A 16,676-nucleotide genomic window follows, 5' to 3' on the forward strand; every position below is an offset into this window, starting at 1 on the left:
CAACCTCCATTTTGCAGATAATTTCCCCCCTCCGGCGCACAATGGAAACAGAGTTCAAGAACCAGTTCTCTTTGTCCCTTTGTCCCTCTGTCCCTAGTCCCTGGTCCCTGCTTCGTGCTTTTCCGCCCTAAGTGCAATGCTGAGACGACTCTGTGGCTAACTTCAATCCGCAGACGACTTTGGCCAAAACATCACCCGCAACCTGCTCAAAACACCGAACTTCCTCCCAGAGATGGGGTGGGGGTATCCCGGAGAACGAACCATGTACAACGAATGCCGACACATCATGCCGAGCGGTAGAAAATGCCACTCCCCGGCCCTCCACAACCTGCCGTATTGCTACTACCACCAGAACCTTCACCGCTACGGCAATCCGGCCAATCCCGACAAACTCGCCGTCTTCCCCATCGAAGACGTCCGAGGCATCCAGATCGCCCTCACCCAGGTCCTCGCCGCCCTCAACTCGCCCTATATGGATACCCGCCGCGCCGGCCTTCTCCTCTATGGCCTCCAGATCGCTGCCCAGCTCGTCAAACAAGCCCCCGCCCTCGAACCCGGCGAGTCCGTGCGCACCTTCGAAGAATCCACCGGCGTCGCCCTCGCTCCCGAGAAATCCGTCTGCGAGCCTCCCCTCGATTGCCGCAACTGCCCCCGCAAAGATACCTGCGAAAAATACGAAGAGCCCGAAGAAGAAGAAGAAGAAGAAGAGGAAGAAGAGGAGGAAGAGGAAGAGCAGCACCGTTCGGAACTCTCAACAGGCGATAACTTCGAAGACCAGGAGCCCGAAGAAGAAAATCTCGACGACGATAGCGGCTATCAACCAAACGATGAAGGCAACAATGACGAGGTCTTTGCAGACGACGAAGCAGCATTAATCAGGAAAGCGAAAAGTTTCTTTCGAAATCCGCGCACCCACCCGTCAACAAGCTCTGTCAGACGCCATAGCTCGACAGCCCGCCAAGACTCGGCCTGACACTTTGGATCATGCAGAAACCACAACCGCCCCCAGAGGCGTCGCCCAAAAATTGCCTCGGTGAAACCCGCGGGATCACAGTCAACATCCGTTCGCGTCCGGGTGGCCGCCCGAATGCCATCGGATCCTCAAAGGACACCGCTTCACAGCTTGCCGAGAAAGGTTGAGCTCAGTACCCCTTAGACAATCTTCTTCCTTGGGCGTAGATTGTCTACGTCCCGATGAATCCTTGCGAAACATACCGCAATCGCATCGAGCTTCTCCAGGGCACTTTGGACATGCTGATCCTCCAGGCGCTCCAGTGGGGCCCGATGCACGGATACGGCGTTGCACAATCCATTCGCCTCAAGTCCAGTGAGATGTTGCAAGTTGAAACCGGTTCTCTTTATCCTGCCTTGCACCGTCTCGAGCGGCAGCGTTGGGTCAAGTCGAAGTGGCGTCTGACAGAAAGCAAGCAACGCGCAAAGTTCTACGAAATCACCGCCAAAGGGAAACAACAACTCGCCTCCGATCACAAACGCTGGCAGCAGATGGTGCAGGCGATCGCCGCCATCATGGAACCAGCAATCATGAAACCGAAATCATGAGACCGGGAAAGGAACAGACATGAAACTCTGGCCCTGGAGTTGGGAGCGGTGGAGGCAGGATCTGCACGAAGAGTTGCAATCGCACCTGCGCATGACGATGGAGGACCACGTCGCTCGCGGCGAGTCGCCCGATCAGGCGCACGCTGCCGCAGCGAAAGAGATGGGAAATCTGCTCCTCGTAGCCGACGCCACACGGCCGCATCGGGGTTGGGAGCCAGCCGAGCGGTTTGCGCAGAGTGTGCGCTATGCCCTGCGCCAGTTGCGCCGCTCGCCGGGATTCGCAATCACGGCAATCCTCGGCATGGCCCTCGGCATCGGGCCGGTAGTAGCGATCTTCAGCATGATCTGGGCCACCTTCCTCGCGCCGCTGCCGTATCCCAATGCCAACCAGCTCGTGGTGGTGTGGGGCCACTACAAAGGCGAACGCGCGCCCACGAGCGGTGAAGATTACGCCCAGTTAGCCGCTCAAAACCACTCGTTCCAGAGCCTCTCGTTTCAGTCCTGGATCGCCCTCCACCTCACCAATGCTGACCACGCCGCAGACCAGGAAGCGGGACTAGCCTGCAGCCCCGGCCTGCAGACCAGAACGGTGCGGCAGCCGATGCTCCTTGGGCGCGACTTTCTGCCGGATGAAGGCAGCCCCGGCAACGATCATGTCGTGATTTTCTCAAGCTGGCTTTGGCGGCATCGCTACAACTCCGATCCCAACATCGTCGGCAAGTCCATCCTGATTGAAGATCAGCCCTACACCGTCGTTGGCGTCCTGAGACCTAGTCCCCACGAAAACGGTGGAGGTGTCGAATTCAACGTTCCCGTTCGTCTTACACCCGGCCAACCCAGCCGCCAATTCGGCATCATGATCGGCCGCCTCAAGCCGGGCGCTACGCTCGCGCAGGCACAAGCGGAGCTTTCCGTAATCAACAATCAGATTGCGAGGCAGCACGGGGCTCCTCAAGGCACCAGCCCCTACGTGCTCACGGTGGAGCACTTCCGCAACGACTGGCTCGACCTGAAGACCCAGCGCAACCTCTGGCTGCTGCTGTATGCCGTTGGCCTGGTGCTGCTGATCGCATGCGCCAATATCGCCAATCTCCTGCTCGCACGCGGAACCACCCGCACGCAGGAGCTGGCGGTTCGGTCCGCTCTTGGCGCCACACGCAGCCAGATCTTCATGCAGTTGTTCACCGAGAGCCTGACGATTGCGATCTTCGGCGGAGCTATCGGTATCGCCTTAGGCTGGGCGATCATGAAGCTGAGCATCGTTCTCTTGCCCAATCTCGCACTTGAAGCCACCGACGCTCTGGTGGAGATGAACCTGCCTGTTCTTGGCTTCTCCATTCTCATTGCGCTGCTCGCCGGAGTTATTGCCGGTTGCGCTCCCAGTTGGCGCAGCGCCCGCATCAATCAGAATGAGGCGCTGAAGCAAGGCTCGCGAGCCGCAGGCGGTCGCGGCCGAACACGACTGCAGTCTGCGCTGGTAATCACGGAGATCGCTCTCTCGCTGGTTTTGCTAGCCGGCGCCGGGATGGCTCTGCACAGCTTCTGGAACCTCAGCCATATCGATGTAGGATTCAGGGCGGACCACGTCCTGACGGCGGAGCTTAGGCCTCGAGAAAACGGCCCGGGCGGCAAGCCTTCCGTCTCTTCTCCTGAGGAGGCTTCGGTTCAGCAGCATCAACTCCTCGATCGCGTGCGCCAGATTCCCGGCGTTGCCGACGCGGCAGGAGGCATCGGGATGCCAATGGAAGGTGCCAACTCATTCCGCTTCGAGGTTGCCAATCAAACTGTGGACAAAGACCACATGCCGACGGCCGACCTCGAGGCTGTGACTCCAAGTTTCTTCAGAACCTTCGGAATCCGACTTGTACGCGGACGGTTCTTCGGCGAAGAAGACGGACTGCAGTCGCCGCGCGTAGTCATGGTGAATGAAACATTCGTACGCCGCTACCTGGCAAATTGCCATCCGCTGAATCAGAAACTGTTGCTTCGGATCCCTGTCTTCCGCAGGGCCAACCCCGGTCCGACACAAATCCCGGCAGCTGAGGAATTCCAGATAATCGGCATTTTCCACGACGTGCTCAACAACGAACATCTCACGGGCGAAGTGCAGCCGCAGATGTACGTTTCGCAATGGCAGGTGGGATGGCCACTCTTCCGGATAGCCGTCCGTACGCTCGCGATCGATCCCGAGACCATCACGACTACTTTGCAGCGCACCGTGAGTTCCGTCATGCCCGGCGCTGCCATTGACCACGTTAGAACCATGACCGACAATATGGAGCAGGAACAATCCAGCGACCGTTTTGAGATGATCCTCTTCGGAGCGTTCGCAGCCGTTGCCCTTCTTCTTGCCGTCATCGGAATCTATGGCGTTATGTCCTTCGCCGTGGTGCAGCGCACCCACGAGATGGGCGTGCGCATGGCGCTCGGCGCCCAATACAGCGAAGTCATTCGCCTCATTGTGGGCAGTGGTATGCGATTGTCACTGCTTGGCCTGGGCATCGGTCTGGCTGGCGCTGTCGTCCTCGGTCGCCTGATGCACGCCACGCTGTATGGCGTTCAGGTTACTGATTTTTACAGTCTCACCGCTGTCACCGCCCTCCTGTTTTTCGCAGCGCTGCTCGCCTGTTGGATTCCCGCACGCCGCTCCGCAGCGATTGACCCCATGCAGGCCCTGCGCAATGAATAACGGAAACCGGCCCATCATTCGAGCATTCGCAAAAGAATGTCTACCTGCCGGGTACCCCATCCTTGACGAAGTCAAGGGTGGCAAAGCACGAACCATCGCGCGCCACTCCGCGAAGCCGATTTACCATAACCCTCATCCCATGTCCCACCAAATCTCAGGCACCGCACCGATCCTCCGCGCACCGCTGCTTCGCCATGTCGACGCAAAGCTGATCCAGTTGCTCCGCGATCTCCGCACCGAAGAATGGGAGCTGCAGACCATCGCGCCAGCCTGGAAAGTCCGCGACGTGGCCGCTCACCTGCTCGACACCGTTCTCCGCAAGCTCTCGCTCGTCCGCGATCGTTTCTTCGTCGAACAGCTTAAGATCCACTCCGAACAGGACGTCGTCAACCTCGTCAATCGCCTCAACCGCGAAGGCGTCACCGTCTATCGCCGTCTCAGCCCGCCCGTTCTCATCGACATGATGGAAATCGCCTGCCGTCAGAGCGCCGACTTCCACGAATCCCTCGACCCCTTCGCGCCCGCCATCTTCAACGTGAGCTGGGCCGGAGAGTCCACATCACTCAATTGGTTCGATACCGCCCGCGAACTCACCGAGCGCTGGCATCACCAGCAGCAGATACGCCACGCCACCAATCGCCCCGGAATCATGACGCCCGAGCTCTACCATCCTGTTCTCGACTGCTTCGTCCGTGGACTTCCCTACGCGTTTCGAAATGTGGATTCGCCGGTTGGAACGACCGTACAGCTCGATATCTCCGGCGACTGCGGAGGTACCTGGCTTCTTTTGAAAAACGATCAACGTTGGAGATTCGCTCCAACATCCGCGAACCCTCCAACCGCCAGAGTCATCATTCCGCAGGAAATCGCCTGGCGCGTATTCACCAAGGGCATCGATCGCAACGAGGCCCTTGCGCTTTCATCTGTTAAAGGAGACGCCGCGCTCGCCGAACGCATCTTTCATCTCACGGCCATCGTCGGCTAACAATGCAAGGCCACTCCATCCGCTGTCATTCCGACCGACCAACGGGAGCGGAGGAACCTGCAGTTGCTTCTCGGGCTTCTTTCAATGTCGGTGTCATTCTGAGGGAACGGAGCCCCAAACGTAGTTCAGTTTGGGGGTGGTGAGCGAAGAATCTGCTTTTCGGCTTTTCTGGGTCTCTTTCAAGAACTTCATACTCACCACACAATCTGCGTCGACAGAAATGGACCGTCAATTCACGCGGAGAGTTAACTTCGGTTTCTGAATCAGACGGACCTAACAGCGCAGCCGATTGAAACACGGCTAAGCCATCGACGACCGTCACATCCTATCTGCAAACGGCGGAATCTCCGGCGTCTGCGCGCGGTCGACCAGCTTCGCCTTGTTTTCACTGGTGGGCCGTCAGCCTCGCCCATGCCCGCAACATCTGGCCTTACGCGAAAACAGTCTACCCGCTCTGTTCGTCTCGCCGCCCGTCGCCTCGCCGCAGCCGGCCATCGATTGCTACACTTGAACCATGCAGGATGAAATTGAGTTTCGGCGTGCCGCGGAGAGCGCTCTCGAAGCGTTGAAAAAACATCTGATCGCCCGTGAAGAAGAAGACGAGGCCGGCTTCGAGGTCGAGGAGCAAAGCGGCGTGCTCAACGTTGTTTTCGAAGAACCGGCCGTCAAATTCGTAATCACACCCAACACCCCGGTACGCCAGATCTGGATCTCCGCTCTCTCCACCAGCTTCAAGCTCGACTGGGACGCCTCATCCAGCACATTCGTTCTTTCCCGTACCGGCGAAAAACTGATCCCGCTCGTCGACCGGCTCATCCACGAGAACAGGCACGACTGATCCTGCACTAACGGAAACTCGGTGGGCGATCCTCTGAAGCTGTTCCTCGCTGCATGTTTGGCTCCGTGCCCATTTTGAATTGCAGTTGATTCGTTCCTGTTCGGATCTTGCTGATCGGCAGCCATGAACTCGCGTAAGGAACACCGTTCAGCTCCACCTGCTGCACATAGATGCCCTGCCCTTCGCGCGATACCACCACCGTTCGACCGCCCGCAAAACTCAAAGTAGCCTTGTCGAACATCGGCGTGCCGATCACCAACCCACCCACGCCAGGAACCGCCGGATAGAACCCCAGCGCGTTCCATACATACACGCCCGATGTGGCTCCAAGATCGTCATTGCCCGGGATGCCATCCGGCGCAGCCTTGAATGTCTCCTTGCCAATGCGCGTCACCACGTCCTGCGTCTTCCACGGCTTGCCAAAAAAGACGTAAGCGTAGGGCGTCACAAAATCCGGCTCATTTTCGATGTTAAAACACGGCTTGCCCCAACAACGCAGCGCGGTAAAGAAGTGATCGAGACGGGATTCCACAACATGCTCGCCGCCCATCGCAGCAAACAGTGCCGGATAGTCGAACGGCACCATGAATGAATATTGATACGTGTTTCCTTCCTCGAACCCCATCTGGTCGCTGGGCACAGGCACATTGGGACGCTTGGGCAGCGACCGCTCCGCATCAAATCCCGCCAGCCAGGATCCGTCTGCGTTGCGCGGCCGGATCCAGTGCGTTTCCGGATCGAGCAGCGTTTTCCAGTTCTCCGATTGCTTCAGAAAGCGATGATATTCATCCTCGCGTCCGATCGCTTTCGCAAACTGTGCAATCGCGAAATCGTCACTTGCATACTCAAGCGTGTGCGAAGCTGCCCCAATGTCCCTGTCAATCGGCGAGTATCCCAGCTTCAGGTAATCGGCAAGGAAAGGCCTCTCTGAATCGTGATGCGGCCCCACGCCGGGCTGCGTGCCGCCCTTCACCATATATTCGAGCGCTTTCCCAGTATCGAAATTCTGCGCGCCAAACGCATAGGCCGACGACAGCACCGTATCCGGAGAATCGCCTCCCATCACGTAGGTAACATCGTTTGCTGCTTCCCACTTCGGCAGCCAACCGCTCTGTTCCGCATCGTTCAGCAGCGACTGCATCATGTCGCTCTCGCTCTCTGGCTCGAAAAGCGCCTGCCACTGCACTGTGTTCCGATAGATATCCCAATCGGAAAAGTTCGCGTATTGCGCTTTCTGCTTCGTCCCCGCAAGCGAACGCACTTTCTCGTCGAACCCGATGTACTGCCCGTCGTCATCGCTAAAGAGGTTCGGAGACAAAAATGAATGGTATACGCCCGTGTAGAAAATCTTCCTCTGCTCGTCCGTCCCGCCTTCTACGGCGACGCGATTCAGCAGCGTGCTCCATTTGCCCTCCGCTTGCTGATGGACCCGCTCAAAGTCCCATCCCGGAATCTCCTTTTCCATGTTTGCTCGTGCACCCGCTTCGCTCACAAACGAAACGCCCACCTTCAGCAGGATCTCCCGTTCCTTCCCAAAGTCAAACCATGCGCCAGTGTGTTTGCCGCTCGCTGCTTTCGATTCCAGAGAATCATCCTGCCAGAGCGATGCCGACTTCTGACTCCGGCTGAATTTGCCGGCAACATAGAGCTTGTAATGCGAGTCACTCCCGCAGAATCGCCCCGCGCTCGTCCAGCCAGAGAAACTTCCGTCGGCATAAACTTCGATATGATCGCCAAATGCCTCGCGAATACGAGAATTGTCCTCACCATTCGCAATTGAGTTCGCGCTGCTTCCAGCGTTCACGATGAGTCCGGCATCAGCTCCATTCGGAAATGTAAATCGCGCGATACCTGCGCGTTCCCCAACCGTAAGTTCAACCCGCACTCCATCCGTCAGAGTTACCGCGTAATAGCCCGGATGAGCCTGCTCATCGCGCCGATCAAAGGGAACATGGACTGTTACAGTACCCTTGCTGATCGTAAGTTGGTCAGTCTTGGGCAGCACTGCAAAATCCCCATACAAAGGGCATCCCGCTCCGCTGATATGCGTCAGGCTGAACCCATACAACTGCTTCTCGTCGTACCTGTACCACGCATCCGTATTAGTATCCGGACTCCACTGGATCATTCCAAACGGCAGCGTCGCACCAGGAAACGTGTTGCCTCCACCCGCCGTACCAATGAGCGGATCAACCGAATCGTATGGAGATGTCGTCGATTGAGGTTGCGCCGACGAGATGAGAAAAATCTGCAGCAATGCCAAAGTATAAAGAGCAGGAATTACGCGCATCGGAAAGTTCCTTTGGTTCGAAAGAATTCTCAGCCTCGAATTCTACTCTTCCGATCCGAATCGCTTAAGGCCAACCATCGGCGCTCACTCCATCCAAAGAGCGAGGCCGCGCATAAGCGCGGCCTCGAACATCTCGCCAAGGGTAACTGTTCTACTGCAGCGAATACACCGTCTTCAATTCCTTCTCAACCAGCGTATCCGGCAGCGGAGCATACGACAACGATGAAGCTTGACTTTCGCCAGATTTCAAGATCCAGCTGAACAGATCCTTCATCACCGTACGATTCGCCTGGTTCATTCCTTTTACCGGGATCAGCAGGTACGTGAAGCTCGAAATCGGATACGCGTTCGCACCCGGAGCATTCGTAATTGAAACGCGATAATCCGCCGGCATCTGCTTCACGCCCGCCGCCGCTTCTGTCACACTCTCAATCGATGCCGTAATCCAGTTTCCAGCCGCATTTTTAACTCCACCGTACGTCATGTGGTTCTGAAGTGCATAAATCAGCTCGACGTATCCGATCGCACCGGGCAGTTGGCGCACCAGACCGGCGACGCCCTCATTGCCTTTGCCTCCAACTCCCACAGGCCAACTCGGTGAAGTACCTTTGCCTGGCCCGCCGGCCCAATCCTTGCTCACCTTGCTGAGAAAGTCAGTCCAGATGAAGCTCGTTCCCGATCCATCCGAACGATGCACGACGATGATCTTCTGGTCGGGCAGCTTCGCTTCGGGATTGTCTTTTGCGATACGGCCATCATTCCAGTTCGTGAGCTTGCCAAGATAAATGTCTGCAAGCACGTCAGGACTGAAGCGCAGATCCTTGACGCCGGGTACGTTGTACACCGGCACAACGGCACCCAACACGGTTGGAAGATGAATCAGCTTCACCGGCGAAGACGACAGCATCTCGTCGGTCATCGGCATGTCCGACGCGCCAAAATCCACCAACCCCTTCGTCACCTGCGCAATACCGCCGCCCGAACCGATAGAGGCGTAATTGACTTCCACGCCTGGGTGAGCAGCGCTATATTCACTGAACCACTTCGAGTAGATCGGGTAGGGGAAAGTCGCACCGGCTGCGGTTAACTTCTGCGCCTGGGCGACGCCCATCGCTAAAACCAACATACCTATTGCAAGCAAAGTTTTTTTCACGGATTCGCTCCCATGCAGGATCACTGCCGTAATTCATTCTCGCTACGCAATGTTACGGGGATTTGAAAAGGAGGCAGCTTTCTGATTTTTATCAAGTTAAGCGCCATTTTGTGCCACTGTCTGCGCATCGGCGTGCTCTTCATGGCGATGTTTTGCGGGAACAACCGGCAAAGTGAATAGAAATGTCGTCCCCGAGCCGAGTTCGCTTTCCGCGCGGATATGTCCTCCATGCGCCTGAACGATGTGTTTTACAATCGCCAGCCCCAGCCCCGTTCCTCCGGCTTCCCGCGATCTTGCCTTGTCAACGCGATAGAACCGTTCGAAGATCCGGTCCAGGTGCTCCGATGCAATGCCCGGGCCAAAGTCCCGCACATAGAACTCGATCTCACTGTCCAGTGTCCGAGCGCCTACCTGGATCCTTCCGCCCGACTTTCCATATTTGACAGCATTTTCGATCAGATTCCCAAAAACCTGGTTCATGGCGTCGGGATCGACCATCACCAAAGCATCCGGCGCTCCCGACGATTCCAACTCCACTCCGGAATCCACCACAAGGCCGCCCAGCGAATCAATTGCATCATTCACCATTTCGCTCGCCCGCGTCGGCTGCATCGCAAGCTTGTAATCCGGGCTCTCGATCGTGGCCAACGCGAGCAAATCCTCCGTCAGCCGGTTCATGCGCGTCGCATTCTTCAGGATTACTTGCAGAAATTCATTGGTCGTCGCGGGATTTGGATGCGGGTCCTCCACAAGCGTTTCAACGTATCCCTGAATCGACGTCAACGGCGTACGCAGTTCATGGCTCACATTGGCGATGAAATCCCGGCGCGACCGTTCCGCCGACTCAATTCGAGTCACGTCATGCAGAACTGCGATAACCCCACCGGTCGGTAACGGTGCTGCGCTAATTTCGAAAGTCCGGCCCGGTGCCAGCGAACTCGACCGCCCATACCGTACTTCACGCGATTCCTGCGCGCCTTTCACGCAATCCAGCAACTCCGGATCGCGCACCGAATGCACCAGGGGACGGCCAACTCGAATCTCAGTTCCAGCAGTGCGCTTCATCACGGTATTCGACCAACGGACCAATCCCTCCGCCGTAACCGCCACCACTGCCTCCTGCATCGAGTCCAGCATCGTCGCCAGCTCGTGCCGACTGCTCTCTATCTCGGCGAAACTCTGTCCCAACCGCTCCGCCGTCTGGTTCAGCGCGGCTTCTATCGCGGCCAGTTCCCCTCCACGATCGTGCTCCAGGCGCGCACTCAGATCTCCTTGCGCAATGCGGCGGGCAAAGATCATCACACGTTGCAACCGCGCCGCAATACGGCTTGCCGCCCATGCTGCAATCGGCAGCGCCACCAGCAGCGCGATCAGCCCCGACCAAATGGCCTCCCCGCCCAGACGATGCAGCGTCTCTCCTTCGGAGTGCTCCATCATCCGCCGCAGAATTATCTCCATGGCTGCCGTCTCAAACAGCAGCAGGAGCACAAACAACGCCATCAGTTTTGTGAATACTTTACGTGTCAATTCAGGGCCTGCTCACGCCGGGTTTCTGGCCTGCGGTCTCACTCACCCTTGGGAATCTCAAACCGGTATCCCGCTCCACGCACGGTTTTCAGATAGCGCGGATTCTCCGGATCGACCTCGATTTTCTCACGGATGCGGCGCACGTATACGTCCACCGAGCGGGGTGTCACAAAACGTGCATCGCCCCAGACCGAATCAAGCAGGTGATCGCGGCTGAATACCCGTCCCGGATGCCGCGCGAGGTAATCCAGCAACCGAAATTCCGTGGCTGTCGTCGTCGTCAGCTCGCCTCGGACCTTAAGCTGCATGGCATTCGCGTCGATCACCACTTCTTCAAAGCTGATGACCGAAGGCGTGGTCGGGCGCTCAAATCGCCGCAGCACCGCCTTCACGCGTGCAACCAGCTCGCGGGTGGCAAACGGTTTTGTAATGTAATCGTCCGCGCCCAGTTCCAGCCCAAGAACGCGATCGTTTTCGCCCGCCCGCGCCGTCAAAAAAATGATAGGAATCGTGGAAAGTGCCGGATGAGACCGCAGCCTCCGGCAAACGTCCAGCCCATCGCCTCCGGGAACCATGATGTCGAGCAGGAAAAGTGCCGGAGGCTGACGCTCGGCATCGGAAATCACGTTACCGGGTGTATGGAAAATTCGGGGTGCAAATCCAGCGGCCTCAAGATGATGCTGCACCAGCCGCGCTATGTCGGTGTCGTCTTCCAGTACAAATACGGTTTGGCTCAAACCGGGATGCCTTTCACCAGCGGCCAGTGGAATTCGATTGCCGAGGCCGCTCGGAATCGTTAACAGAGTAATTCAGCCAGGCAAACAAATTGCAAACGTTTGATGAATTTGGGAACGCCAGAGCGGCATCCCATTGACTTGCTTGACTCTATTTGGCCCCCTCTGCGACACTCGCTCCGCAATAAGCAAAGGGCCTCTGCCCGTCTCTCCTCCCTCACCGGTGCAGTTTTCGATGTCCCGCACTCGCACGAAACCGGGCAGCGGCAATTCTCAGCTTTCAAACAAGGACTGGAGGAACCCGTGAAAAAGTATTTCGCTGAGTTGGTTGGCACATTCATCCTCGTGCTCTTCGGCTGCGGCACCGCCGTGGTCGCAGGGGACAAGGTTGGCATCCTCGGCATTGCCTTCGCCTTCGGATTAGCGCTCATCGGAGCGGCATATGGAATCGGACCCATCTCCGGCTGCCATATCAATCCTGCCGTCAGCCTCGGCGTGTGGTCCGCGGGCCGGATGAAGACCGGTGACATGATCGGTTATTGGATCGGCCAGTTCATTGGCGCAATTCTCGCAGCCGGCGTGCTTTCGTTGATCGTTCGCGGAGTCGGCACCGGCTACGACATCGCAACCAGGGGCCTTGGCCAGGACGGTTGGGGCGCCGGCTACCAAGGTGGATACAACGTCACCTCCGCCATAGTATTTGAATTCGTGGCTACGCTGATCTTTGTAATCGTCATCCTCGGAGCAACGCAGAAAGCCGCTCCCGCAGGCTTCGCGGGCCTCGGCATCGGCCTGACCCTGGTCGTCATTCACATCTTTGGCATTCACATTACAGGCGTGAGCGTGAATCCGGCACGCAGCCTCGGCCCGGCGATTTTCGCCGGGGGTACCGCACTCACACAGTTATGGCTCTTTCTCGTTGTTCCAAGCGTCGCCGGCCTTGTCGCAGGGCTGCTGTTCCGCTTGAAATTACTGGAAGCCGATGAGCCTATGCCGGAGATCAAGAACCGCCGCGGAGTCGAGAACGAAATCGCGGTTTAGCTGATCCATCTAATTTCTGCCAGAACAAACGGGGAGATCCGCTTCCGCAGATCTCCCTGTCTTACTTTTTGGGGGCGAATAAGCGAGCCCTCGTATCTCCGCCGGTTGGTTCAGACAATCACCGTCCACGGTCTCCAGCTCGGAAATAAGCTCAACCACTGCCTCGCTTCAGCCGTCGATGTGGCTCCACGGTCCGTATCCAACGCCGTTGCGGTTCGAGGCTACATTGATCACATAGCCACATCCGCGAGGTGCAGGCACCTAGTCGTGCGACTGCTCGCCGGTGATCACCACCATGCGTTCGTATCCCTTCCGCATATCGGCCTCAACCTGCCCGATCGCTTTGCCCAGGTACGTTCCGCCACGCGACTGGCCTGGTCCAGCGCGTCGCGCAACGCCATTCCACGACGTGCCGGAGCGAAGTATCCGTAACCTACACCACCGGCAGAACCACGTATATCTCGCAACACCAACACCACGCCGGGTAACTCGCAAAAGGAGTGCGGACTCGGCGCCTTTGGTTCGCGGAACCTTTCAGATCGGGACTACGCCCTCGCCCCGCGAACTGAGCACGGCCGGCAGGTCTCCTCGCCTGTGCGTTCTTTCGGGGAGGGAAGTAGCTCTTCTCTTTCAGGTAATTCCCAAAATCAAGCATCCGAAGATACTTTTGTTGCAATTCAATCTATCTCAATTGCACTTATCGTCTTACTCCGCGATTTGCACCTATCAGGCAATGGCAGCAAATCGCAGCCGCACATAATCTGCAATCCAATTCCCGGACTCATTCTGCAGAGCCGGCGCAAGCAATTTCGCCGTCTCTCTGACCACGGCGTCGCCGACATCCTCCGGCAATCCATCCAGGACTCCCCGGCGAAACGTGCGCAGCCATCCTTCCATTCCACTCTCCGCAAGCTGCGTCGGCCGTGGAATCAGCGCCATGTGTCCCACTCGAAATCCATGCCGCTTCAGCCGCTCCGTGTAGTACTCGGCAGTCGGAAAGTAATTAACGCCATCTTCACTATCACCGTATCCATGGCGATCCAGCACCGCCATGAGCGCCACACGAATCGCCGCAATATTCCCGTGTCCGCCCATCTCCGCCACAAAGCGACCTCCGGCTCTCAACACACGATGCACCTGCGCAAGCATCTCATCCTGATTGCGCACCCAATGCAGCGCAGCATTCGAGAAGACCGCATCAAAGGTCCCATCATGAAACGGCAACAATTCAGCATTCGCCTGTTCCGCCTCGATTCCTCTCGCACGCGCCGCTTCGACCATATTCGAAGAAGCATCGACCCCCAACACATGAGCGCCAGTTGCCGCGAGTCGCTGGGTTAGCTGGCCATCGCCGCAGCCGAGGTCAAGGATGTACTCGCCCTTCTGCGCATCAAGCAAATCCAGTACACCCTCCGCGAGTCCGTGCACAAATCCGCCATTGCGGTCGTAGGCAAAGGGATCCCACGTCTGCATCATCGGCAACCTCCACCTTCATTTTCGGCGAGGTACGATACATAACGCAAAGCTATTCTCTTTTGGGTTTTGATAAGAAATCGTAATAGCCAATCTGGCGGCTAAGTATGCCTAGATCGATTGCACGGGCAGAAGCGTCAGGTCGTCGACCAGGCCAACTTCCTTCTGTACGAATGGCTCTCCATACTTCACACCCGCCAGCAAGCCATAGTGCCGCGCTTCAGCAAACGTACGCTCCCGGATCTCTTCTTCCGGAACAAACAGCGCGCTCCCCGCATCCTGGTTCGCGTATTGCGACTTGTACGCCATCAACGCCGCATGCCGCTGTTCGATGAACGGCGTGATGTCGACAATAAAACTGGGTCTCACATCCGCATACAAGCTCGCATAAACAATCTTGAAAGGCCGATGCGGAGCGGTTCCAGTCTCGACTTTCGCCAGACCTGACAGAAAACATGCCTCGTATCCAAGCGTAGCCACGATTGCGTGGTCAGGGTGGCGGGCCTGCCAATAAGGCAGAATGACAACCCTTGGCCGAACCTCGCGCAGCACGCGCACAATCTTCTTTCGATTTTCGAGCGAGTTCTCGATTGCCCCATCGGGCAGGTCAAGCGCCTCGCGATGGCCTACACCTAGCAGGCGGGCCGCTTCAGATGCTTCCCGCGCACGATCTTCCGCGGTTCCGCGCGTACCAGCCTCGCCCCTTGTCAGGTCAAGAATTGCCGATCGCAGTCCACGCGCCGCCATGCGCAGCAGCGTTCCCCCGCAAGTCTGTTCCACGTCATCGCGGTGCGCGGCGATGGCCAGTACATCTGCACGCCGGACATTGGACTCCTCGCTTGCAAGCATGGCTGACTAGTAGACAGTGTTGTTGCCGTCTGTATGCGCGTCCATAAATGCGACATCTGACGCAGTTCCCGTCACCGTCACATACTGGTTGTTGATCGACGATCCATCGGTGGTATGGAAGATATAGACCTGTCCACCCTGCGCGACGTAGACCTTGTGCAAACCGATCACGGCCGCGATGCCATCCAGATCGCCGAGGTACGGCTCCAGCAGAGTTACCGTATTGGTGCTGGTGTTGAACATCGTGAGGCAACCGTATGCCTGGCCCGTTTTGAACCGCTCGCCGTTATTGCACTTGGTCATGCCGATCCACAGTGTGTTGTCGTCAGCCATCTGCATGCGACTCGGCGCTCCCGGTGCACCGTCGCTGATCGAAATTGGCGATGAGGCCGAAATAGTGCTCGAAGCGGCTTGCGCCAGGTTCACGAGCGTCAGGTTCCCCGTAAACAATCCATCCGGTTGCAATTGCTGACCAACGACAAACATCGTCGTCGTCGACACAAGCGCGTTACTCGATCCGCCGGGAATCGCCAGCGTGCAGGAACTTGCGTTCGGCGTTGTCGCGCAGTCGGCGTGTAGGGCATTATTGGTCGGCAAGCTGCCGGAGTGCTGCCCAGACAGGAAGATCAGCGGAGCGACCGACATCTTGGTAATCGAAGAAGTTGAGCCGCCGCACTCGGCGCCGCAATTCAACACGTATGCCGTATTGCCATCGGCCGAAAACACCGCCTTCACGGGCCGATCGAACACGAGCGGCGCGCCGTAGGCATTGCCCGTCGAGTCAACATTGTCAGGACTCTGCATCTGGAACAGGCACCAGCCAGGCGAATTCTGCGGCTCGCAATCCATGGCAGCTTTCGGCCAGGTGCTCGACCCGCCGGAGTAAGTAAGCGTCTCATTCGCGGTCAACTTGCGCACGTAATACGCATAGTTGGAATTCTGCACAAACGCCATCGCCGCCGATCCGCCAGGATTGACGCTCACCCGGTAAACGCCCGGCAAGCTCAACGCGTAGGTGCCGCCATTGGTGTTGTCGACTGCCGTGAGCACCGTCGCCTGCTGGCTGGCCGCGAAAATGTAGTTCTGATTACGCGTAATGAAAATGCTCGACGAAAGGCCGTTCAAGCCCTTTTGAGTACCGTTGTCAGTCTCTTTTTGATAGTTCACCGTGTGCAGCGATCCGTCACCAGCTCCGTATACCGCTCCAAGTTGCTCCTCGGGCATGTTCTGGATCGTGACCGGCAACTGTCCGGAGTACCCTGTGATACTGAAACTGCCAACCTTCTGGTCAAAGCTGAAGCGAATATCGTAGAAGGCATCCACAAAGACCAGCGCGCCAGACGCGGCGATGCTCGGGTTCTGTATGGCAATCAGAACGCGGTTCGTAAGGCCGCTTGGGGGCAGCGTCCTTCCCGCAAAATATGTCGTGGAACCACATCCCGCCAGCACAATTGCCGCTACCAGGGATCCGGCGGCGCTACACCAAAGACTTCTTTTCTTCAAAATCGCTTCCCTCAAAAATCGTCGCGGACAGGCC

General features: G+C 57.5%; 13 protein-coding genes. 6 read left to right on the forward strand and 7 right to left on the reverse strand.

The window, feature by feature from the left end:
* Window positions 1-262: 262 nt before the first annotated feature.
* The 5 genes from WCA10_RS07970 to cyaY all read left to right on the forward strand — a co-directional run bounded on the left by WCA10_RS07970 (window position 263) and on the right by cyaY (window position 6,072).
* Window positions 263-973, forward strand: a complete 711-nt coding sequence (locus WCA10_RS07970; protein WP_472821979.1) for a hypothetical protein — start codon at window positions 263-265, stop codon at window positions 971-973.
* A gap of 272 nt (window positions 974-1,245) precedes the next feature.
* The gene (locus tag WCA10_RS07975) at window positions 1,246-1,560 is read left to right on the forward strand and encodes a PadR family transcriptional regulator (RefSeq protein ID WP_472821980.1); all 315 of its coding nucleotides are present in this window, start codon (window positions 1,246-1,248) and stop codon (window positions 1,558-1,560) included.
* Between the two features lie 19 nt (window positions 1,561-1,579).
* On the forward strand, window positions 1,580-4,249 hold the full coding sequence (locus tag WCA10_RS07980; protein WP_472821981.1) for an ADOP family duplicated permease: 2,670 nt from the start codon (window positions 1,580-1,582) through the stop codon (window positions 4,247-4,249).
* Entirely contained in the window at window positions 4,242-5,234 is a 993-nt protein-coding gene (locus WCA10_RS07985) for a maleylpyruvate isomerase N-terminal domain-containing protein (protein ID WP_472821982.1), read from the forward strand. Before WCA10_RS07980 ends, WCA10_RS07985 begins: the two co-directional genes overlap by 8 nt.
* Before the next feature lie 514 nt (window positions 5,235-5,748).
* On the forward strand, window positions 5,749-6,072 hold the full coding sequence (gene cyaY, locus WCA10_RS07990; protein WP_472821983.1) for an iron donor protein CyaY: 324 nt from the start codon (window positions 5,749-5,751) through the stop codon (window positions 6,070-6,072).
* 7 nt (window positions 6,073-6,079) lie between these two features.
* On the opposite strand, the gene WCA10_RS07995 is transcribed toward cyaY, so the two are convergent.
* The 4 genes from WCA10_RS07995 to WCA10_RS08010 all read right to left on the reverse strand — a co-directional run bounded on the left by WCA10_RS07995 (window position 6,080) and on the right by WCA10_RS08010 (window position 11,779).
* Window positions 6,080-8,362 carry a GH92 family glycosyl hydrolase gene (locus WCA10_RS07995; RefSeq protein WP_472821984.1) on the reverse strand — a complete coding sequence of 761 codons (2,283 nt, stop codon included), beginning with the start codon at window positions 8,360-8,362 and terminating at the stop codon, window positions 6,080-6,082.
* Between the two features lie 151 nt (window positions 8,363-8,513).
* Window positions 8,514-9,515: a phosphate ABC transporter substrate-binding protein PstS gene (gene pstS / locus WCA10_RS08000; protein ID WP_472821985.1), complete on the reverse strand. Its 1,002-nt coding sequence runs from the start codon at window positions 9,513-9,515 to the stop codon at window positions 8,514-8,516.
* A 96-nt stretch (window positions 9,516-9,611) separates the two neighbouring features.
* On the reverse strand, window positions 9,612-11,042 hold the full coding sequence (locus WCA10_RS08005) for a sensor histidine kinase (RefSeq protein WP_472821986.1): 1,431 nt from the start codon (window positions 11,040-11,042) through the stop codon (window positions 9,612-9,614).
* 38 nt (window positions 11,043-11,080) lie between these two features.
* Complete coding sequence (locus tag WCA10_RS08010) at window positions 11,081-11,779, reverse strand: winged helix-turn-helix domain-containing protein (protein ID WP_472821987.1); 699 nt, start codon at window positions 11,777-11,779, stop codon at window positions 11,081-11,083.
* 300 nt (window positions 11,780-12,079) lie between these two features.
* Between WCA10_RS08010 and WCA10_RS08015 the strand changes: the two genes are divergently transcribed.
* Window positions 12,080-12,817, forward strand: coding sequence for an aquaporin (locus WCA10_RS08015; protein ID WP_472821988.1), 738 nt, complete (start codon window positions 12,080-12,082; stop codon window positions 12,815-12,817).
* A gap of 726 nt (window positions 12,818-13,543) precedes the next feature.
* Here the strand turns inward: WCA10_RS08015 and WCA10_RS08020 are convergent.
* The 3 genes from WCA10_RS08020 to WCA10_RS08030 form a co-directional block, all read right to left on the reverse strand.
* Window positions 13,544-14,293 carry a class I SAM-dependent methyltransferase gene (locus tag WCA10_RS08020; RefSeq protein WP_472821989.1) on the reverse strand — a complete coding sequence of 250 codons (750 nt, stop codon included), beginning with the start codon at window positions 14,291-14,293 and terminating at the stop codon, window positions 13,544-13,546.
* Between the two features lie 108 nt (window positions 14,294-14,401).
* Window positions 14,402-15,139, reverse strand: a complete 738-nt coding sequence (gene bshB1 / locus WCA10_RS08025) for a bacillithiol biosynthesis deacetylase BshB1 (RefSeq protein ID WP_472821990.1) — start codon at window positions 15,137-15,139, stop codon at window positions 14,402-14,404.
* Window positions 15,140-15,145: 6 nt separating this feature from the next.
* Window positions 15,146-16,642, reverse strand: a complete 1,497-nt coding sequence (locus WCA10_RS08030; RefSeq protein ID WP_472821991.1) for a hypothetical protein — start codon at window positions 16,640-16,642, stop codon at window positions 15,146-15,148.
* Between the last annotated feature and the right edge of the window lie 34 nt (window positions 16,643-16,676).

This window comes from Occallatibacter sp., from assembly GCF_049582745.1.
Taxonomy (GTDB): domain Bacteria; phylum Acidobacteriota; class Terriglobia; order Terriglobales; family Acidobacteriaceae; genus Telmatobacter.

Excerpts from the sequence above, each read along its gene's own strand:
- bshB1 (WP_472821990.1), bottom strand. The coding sequence starts at position 15,139 with ATGCTTGCAAGCGAGGAGTCCAATGTCCGGCGTGCAGATGTACTGGCC.
- WCA10_RS07970 (WP_472821979.1), top strand. The coding sequence starts at position 263 with ATGTACAACGAATGCCGACACATCATGCCGAGCGGTAGAAAATGCCAC.
- WCA10_RS08020 (WP_472821989.1), bottom strand. The coding sequence starts at position 14,293 with ATGATGCAGACGTGGGATCCCTTTGCCTACGACCGCAATGGCGGATTT.
- cyaY (WP_472821983.1), top strand. The coding sequence starts at position 5,749 with ATGCAGGATGAAATTGAGTTTCGGCGTGCCGCGGAGAGCGCTCTCGAA.
- WCA10_RS07980 (WP_472821981.1), top strand. The coding sequence starts at position 1,580 with ATGAAACTCTGGCCCTGGAGTTGGGAGCGGTGGAGGCAGGATCTGCAC.
- WCA10_RS07995 (WP_472821984.1), bottom strand. The coding sequence starts at position 8,362 with ATGCGCGTAATTCCTGCTCTTTATACTTTGGCATTGCTGCAGATTTTT.
- WCA10_RS07985 (WP_472821982.1), top strand. The coding sequence starts at position 4,242 with ATGAATAACGGAAACCGGCCCATCATTCGAGCATTCGCAAAAGAATGT.